This window comes from Pseudomonas sp. fls2-241-TYG-175, assembly GCF_030209155.1.
Taxonomy (GTDB): domain Bacteria; phylum Pseudomonadota; class Gammaproteobacteria; order Pseudomonadales; family Pseudomonadaceae; genus Aquipseudomonas; species Aquipseudomonas viridiflava.
In genome coordinates this window covers 85,049-91,455 of record NZ_JARVSO010000022.1, presented here as the reverse complement: position 1 = coordinate 91,455, position 6,407 = coordinate 85,049, and the positions used below count along the sequence as shown (strand labels likewise).

General features: G+C 60.9%; 5 protein-coding genes. 2 read left to right on the top strand and 3 right to left on the bottom strand.

Annotated elements, in window-relative coordinates:
- Window positions 1-133 precede the first annotated feature (133 nt).
- The 3 genes from QRN20_RS16800 to QRN20_RS16790 all read right to left on the bottom strand — a co-directional run bounded on the left by QRN20_RS16800 (window position 134) and on the right by QRN20_RS16790 (window position 3,631).
- The gene (locus QRN20_RS16800; RefSeq protein WP_122420609.1) at window positions 134-1,672 is read right to left on the bottom strand and encodes an amidase; all 1,539 of its coding nucleotides are present in this window, start codon (window positions 1,670-1,672) and stop codon (window positions 134-136) included.
- A 181-nt stretch (window positions 1,673-1,853) separates the two neighbouring features.
- Entirely contained in the window at window positions 1,854-2,486 is a 633-nt protein-coding gene (locus QRN20_RS16795) for an ANTAR domain-containing response regulator (RefSeq protein ID WP_122490585.1), read from the bottom strand.
- On the bottom strand, window positions 2,483-3,631 hold the full coding sequence (locus tag QRN20_RS16790; protein WP_069143645.1) for a transporter substrate-binding domain-containing protein: 1,149 nt from the start codon (window positions 3,629-3,631) through the stop codon (window positions 2,483-2,485). The genes QRN20_RS16795 and QRN20_RS16790 overlap by 4 nt, the downstream gene beginning before the upstream one ends.
- A gap of 624 nt (window positions 3,632-4,255) precedes the next feature.
- Between QRN20_RS16790 and urtA the strand changes: the two genes are divergently transcribed.
- Entirely contained in the window at window positions 4,256-5,437 is a 1,182-nt protein-coding gene (urtA, locus tag QRN20_RS16785; protein ID WP_025994532.1) for an urea ABC transporter substrate-binding protein, read from the top strand.
- A 66-nt stretch (window positions 5,438-5,503) separates the two neighbouring features.
- Window positions 5,504-6,406 (top strand): urea ABC transporter permease subunit UrtB, encoded by a 903-nt coding sequence (gene urtB, locus QRN20_RS16780; protein WP_004886981.1) that lies wholly within the window; start codon window positions 5,504-5,506, stop codon window positions 6,404-6,406.
- The last annotated feature ends 1 nt before the right edge of the window (window position 6,407 follow it).

Sequence of the window (6,407 nt, the reverse complement as noted above, 5' to 3'; positions counted from 1 at the left end):
CTCCAGCGTTATCCACGTCATGCGCTCGGCTCACTGAATCCGCAGTCTGTGCCATGTGTGACGCGGAGCGTCACGGCAGGCATGCCCACGCGGAGCGATGGGCATGATCAGTGTCGAGGCAGACTTGTGTGTGTCACGACGAGCGCGGCGGCTTGGGGAACTCACCCCGGACCTGTTCGTAAGCCTGCGCCACCCGCAACGCCAGTGCGTCCTGAAAGCGTGGTGCGACGATCATTAGAGCTACCGGCAAACCGTCGGCCAGTCCGGCGGGAATCGACGTTGCCGGGTGGCCGGTGATGTCGAACGGTGCGGTATTGGCAAGCATGTTCAGTGCGCTGTGTACGTATTCCTCGATGGGTGCGTCCGGCGCTGTCAAAGGTGTTGCCACGAACGGCATGGTCGGCATCACCAGCACGTCGAATGACTTGAACGCTTCGTCGTACTGACGCGTGAGTTCCGGCACCAGCATGCGCGCCTTGGCGTAGCTGGCGCCATGCAGGTTCTTCAGGCTGTAGTGACCGGTCAACGCCACGGCGCGCACACTGTGCGACAGCGAGTTGGCGTGTTCGCGGCGTTTGGCGCCGTAATAACTCATGATCTCTGGATCGTAGTAACCATCGACGTTCATGCCATAGCCGTTGCCTTGCAGCATCTGGTACGCAGCGCCGTCGGTGGCGATCACGTTCCACATGTCCAGCGCAACGCCCGAATGCCATGGCGCACTGGCTTCGCCGACAATGGCGCCAAGGCTTTCAAGCTGTGCGACGGCAGCCTTGACCAACGCATCCACCTGCGGCTCGGACATACCGGGAATCGCAAAACCTTCACGCAGCAGACCGATTTTCAAGCCGGCAACGCCTTGATCCAGGGTCGCAAGGCAATGGACTGCGGGCGGATTTTTCTGCCGCGAATCCAGCCCGTCGGCGCCTGCGATCACGTCCAGCATCAAAGCGCAGTCGCGCACGGTGTTGGCCATCGGGCCGACGTGGTCGATGGTCCGTTCGATGGGAAACGCGCCAGTGTAAGGCACAAGGCTGTAGGTCGGTTTGTGGCCGACGATGCCACTCCAGGCCGACGGCATGCGGATCGATCCGCCCTGATCGCCACCGATGGCCATGTCGACTTCGCCGAGGGAAACCAGGACCGCGCTGCCGCTGGACGAGCCGCCCGCATTGCGGGTCATGTCCCACGGGTTCTTCACCGCACCACTGGCGGAGGTGAAGCTGGCACCGGAAAAGCACAGGTCTTCGCACACCGATTTGCCAACCACCGTGGCGCCCGCTGCCAGCAGGCGTTTGACCACGGTGGCGTCTTCGGACGGCACGTAGCCTTCCAGGCTCAACGAGCCATTGGCCATGGGCACGCCCGCCACCGAGACGTTGTCCTTGATGACCACCGTCCGGCCCTTCAACGGACCTTCGGCGGCACCCGTGATGTGGGTTTTCACGTACCAGGCGGCGTGCAGGTTTTCCGCGGGCAGCGGCGTGCTGTGCTCGCGCAGCGGTGTCGGCTGAGCGACATGGGCAGCGTACAGCGCATCGATGGCTTCGTAGGAATTCAGGCTCTTGTCAGCGAGGTTCAGGTACGCCTGCATCTGGCTGTCGGACAGGTCGTAGCCATGGTCCTGGGCGGCAAGAAGAAAGTCGGCATTTTCAGGGCGTTTGATGGACATGATGTTCTCCAGATGACGGTAGGAGCCGCCGGTGCCGAGTGCACCGGCTCAAGCTCGTTCCGGAGGACGCCGTTGTCCGTGCCGGTCGCCACGCGGTGCTCCATACCTGCCGGTTCAGGGCGTATGGCAAACGTCCACGCAGAAGAGGATCAGGCGCTATGGCCTGACGCTCAACAAATGATCAGGAACAGGCCTGTTGAAACAACTCATGGGCCTTCACCAGCGCCTCGGCGATTTTCTCTACCGGTTCGCGCTTGCTCATGGCCTGATCACGTAGTGCGTTGTAGGCGTCGATTTCCGACAGCCCCTTGGTTTCCATCAGGATGATTTTCGCCTGCTGCACGGTCCGCATGACCGCCATGCGCCCTTCAAGGCGCTTGACGTGCTTCTCCCGTTCGCGGGCCTTGCGCGCATGGCTCAGGGTGAGGGTCAGGGCAGTGAGCAGTCCGAAGGATCTGACGGGTGACGGGATCAACGAGCAGGCGTTCAACTGGACCAGCGCCTCGACGATGATCGGATTTTCGTAGGCGATCACCGGGATGATCGGCGGGGTCGCGCTGTGCAGCAGCCAGGGCGTATTGGTCGACAGGCTTTCCGGCGATATCGCCAGCACGATCACGTCCGCTTCACTGTGCAGGCGTTCCGGGATCGGCCATTGCACGCGCACCTGACAGCCGATGCGTTGCAGTTGCGCGATCAGGTTGCGCCCGTCTTCGTCATCCGGGTGCATCACCAGCACGCTGATGTCACGCAGGTCCTTGATGCCGCCTGCGCTGTCGTTGCGCAGGCGTTTCTTGGCAGCACGCAGGGTCATGGACGCCTCCCGGCCAGACCGGACCAGCCACTGAAATCAGGCGCAATGGCATAGGGGTCGGGTTTGAGCGCCTTCTGGCTCTCGTAAAGAATGTCGAACTGACCGTCGGCGTTGGCGCGTCCGATCCGTGAGTACAGATAAGTGTGGTGGTTGTTTTCATCGATTCTCACTCGTCCTTGAGGCGCGTCGAATTCCAGACCGCGCATGGTCTGCAGCACCGCTTCCACCTCAGTGCTGCCTGCACGGCTGATGGCCTTGGCCAGCAGGTGCACTTGAAAATACGCCGCTTCCCAGCAGCGGTCGGTCACTTGGTGCTGGCCGAACAGCTCGCGGTACTCGGCGATGCACTGGCGATTGAGCGGTGTGTCGATGGACTGGAAATAACTCGCCGCCGAGATATGCCCGGTGCCCAAATGCACGCCCATCTGTTGAATGTCGGTTTCGCTGGTGGTGACGCTGGCGATCGGCATGGCAGCCGGATCGAAGCCTGCATCGGCGTAGGCCTGATACAGATGGGCCATGGTCTCGCCAACCACTGTCGAGAAGATGAATGAGGGTTTCAGGTCTCGCGCCTTGACCATCAGTCTGGCGAAATCTTCGGGACGGGCGTTCTTGAGTGGCAGGTAATACTCGCCCAGTTTCTGCCCGCCGCGCTCGTACAGCAGGTCGCTCATCAGGCGGTTGGTTTCGTACGGATAGACGTATTCGGAGCCAATCATCAGCACGCGGTTGCCGAAGTGCTCGAACATGTAATTGCCCAACGGCACGGCATTGTGATTGGGCGTGGCACCGGTGTAGATGATGTTGCGTGAGTACTCGAAGCCCTCGTAGTACACGGGGTACAAAAGCAAGGCATCGTAACGCTCGACGACCGGCAACACCGCCTTGCGCGCGGCCGAGGTGTAGCAGCCGAAAAAGAACTTCAGCTTCTCTTCGCGAATCAGCGACTCGACATGCATGGCAAACAGCGCAGGCGTGGAATCGGGGTTGCGGGTAATCATTTCCAATGGCCGGCCATCCACACCACCGGCTGCGTTGATCTGCTGAATGGCAAACTGCGCGCCGCGCATCGTCGAGCATTCGCCTGCGGCCGTGACCCCGGTGTTTGAAAACAGACCGCCTATGCGGATCGACTGGTCAACCATGCCATTAAACCTTGTTCAGCGTGAGATGAGACGCCCGCCTTTGGCCGGGGTCCTGGAGTTCATGCATAAAAGGGCTGAGCGAAAACCGCGAGGATCAGCGGCGGCTCTCAGGCGGTTGTGCCTGGGCTGGCGTGACGACAGTGTCAGGGCCAGCGCGTGCGAGGGACCTTCCACACCTGCCGGGAACGGGCGTGTGACAAGGGACCCTGCGAAGGTGTCGTTCAAGCCCATGCAGGGAGCGGGCCAGCGTCCGCGAGATTAATAATCGACAGCAAATGCACGGACTGGCATACGTTTCCGGTCACGTTTTTGGTGCGTGCTGCCCTGCTCTCGCGCCAAAGCGGCGCAGGCCCTTGCGCGCGTGCAATTAATGAAGGGGCGCTCTGGCAACGCGCTGCAAAGCAAGCCATCGCCGGTATTTGGCACTTGGCACCGGCCTTGCTATGACCTTTCAGAGACATCGCGCCAGCTGCCTGCCCTACGCCCTCATGGCAAGTAAGGAGACACCTCGCGTACGACTGGATCGGACATCGTCTGTCCCGCCAGATTCGGCACAAAAGCCTGACCTTCCGCCTGTTCGCAGGACGGAATGTCGGGCTTTTTTTATTTCTGGGAGAGAAGTGAATGCATAACGACAAACGCCGTTTGATCAAGCATGCGCTGTTGCTGAGCGCCATGAGCCTGCTGCCGTTTTCCCTGATCGGTCAGGCGCAGGCAGCCGAGACCGTGAAGGTGGGGATCATCCACTCGCTCACCGGCACCATGGCCATCAGTGAAGCCTCGGTGGTGGACGCCGAGAAACTGGCCATCGATGAAATCAACGCCAGCGGTGGCGTACTGGGCAAGACCATCGAACCAATCGTCGAAGACGGTGCCAGTGACTGGCCGACTTTTGCCGAGAAGGCGCGCAAGCTGCTGGAAAACGACAAGGTCGCGGTGACCTTCGGCGCGTTCACCTCAGCTTCGCGCAAGGCTGTGCTGCCGGTCTTCGAACGCAACAAGGGCCTGCTCTACTACCCGACCTTCTACGAGGGTCTGGAAAAATCCCCGGCGATTATCTACACCGGCGCCGAGGCCTCGCAGCAGACCCTGGCAGCCGTCACCTGGCTGATGGCCAACAAGGGCAAAAGCGTCTATCTGGTCGGCTCGGACTACATCTGGCCACGCACCACCAACAAGCTGGCGCGCGTGTCGGTGACCAAGCAAGGCGGCTCGATTGTCGGCGAGGATTACCTGCCACTGGGCGCCATCGAGTTCTCCTCGGTGATCAACAAGATCAAGGTCGCCAAGCCTGACATCGTGATTTCCACCATCGTCGGCGGCTCCAACGTGGCGTTCTACAAACAGCTCAAGGCCGCCGGGATCGACAGCAGCAACCAGACCCTGATGGCGCTCGCCGTGACGGAAGAAGAAGTCACCGGTATCGGCGCCGAAAACCTCACCGGTTTTCTGACCTGCATGAGCTACTTCCAGAGTCTGAAAAACCCGGTCAACGAAAAATTCGTTCAGGCGTTCAAGACCCGTTATGGCCAGCAACGCGTGATCGGCGACCCGATGGCAGCCGCCTACACCGCCGTGTATCTGTGGAAAAAAGCGGTCGAGAAAGCGGGCAGTTTCGACGTGCCTAACGTCATTGCGGCGTCCTCGGAGATGGAACTGGATGCGCCTGAAGGCGAGATCAAGGTGCACAAGGACAACCATCACCTGTGGAAACGCGCACGCATCGGCACCCTCAACGCACAGGGTCAGGTCGACGTGATCTACGAGTCCGCGCCCATCGAGCCCAACCCGTTCCCGAAACTCTGACACCTGTGCGGGCGTGAGCCAATCCACGCCCGCCTCTTTCAACCTTCAGCGACAGGTGGCGACGCCATGACTTTCGATACGCTGGTAATGCAAGTCTTCAGCGGATTCTCGCTGTTCTCGGTGCTGGTGCTCATGGCACTGGGGCTGACCATCGTGTTCGGCCTGATGGGCGTGATCAACATGGCCCACGGTGAACTGATGGCGATGGGCGCGTACATGACCTACGTCACGTCGGTGGTGTTTCAGCGCTACCTGCCCGAACTCATGGGCTGGTACTTCATCGTCGCAATCGGCGTCGCCTTTCTGGTGACCTTCGCCTTCGGCTTTCTACTTGAACGCTGCTTTATACGTTTCATGTACAACCGCCCGCTGGACACCCTGCTGGCGACCTGGGGCCTGTCACTGGTGCTGCAACAGGTGTTTCGTCAGGTCTTCGGCCCCAAGGAAGTCAGCGTGCCGACCGTTCAATGGCTGCAGGGTGCCTGGAAAGTCAGCGAAGGCCTGGAGCTGCCGATCAACCGGATTTTCATCATCGGCCTGACGTTCGTTATTGCCGCTGCCGTGTTCCTGTTTCTTTACCGCAGCCGTTGGGGCCTGCGCATTCGCGCTGTGACCCAGAACCGCGCCATGGCCGGTGCTGCGGGGATCAATACCGCACGGGTGGATTCGGTGACCTTCGCGCTGGGTTGCGGGCTGGCCGGCATCGCCGGGAGTTCGTTCACCATGCTCGCCTCCACCGGCCCGGTCAGCGGCCAGCAATACCTGGTGGACACCTTCATCGTGGTCGTGTTCGGCGGCGTCGAAAGCCTGCTGGGCACCTTCCTGTCGGCCTTCGCCATCGGCCAGACGCAGATATCGCTGGAATACCTCACCACCGGTTCCATGGCCAAGGCCATGACCCTGCTGGTGGTGATCGTGCTGCTGTTCTTCCGCCCCAACGGCCTGTTCGCCACGAAAGTGAGACGTTGAG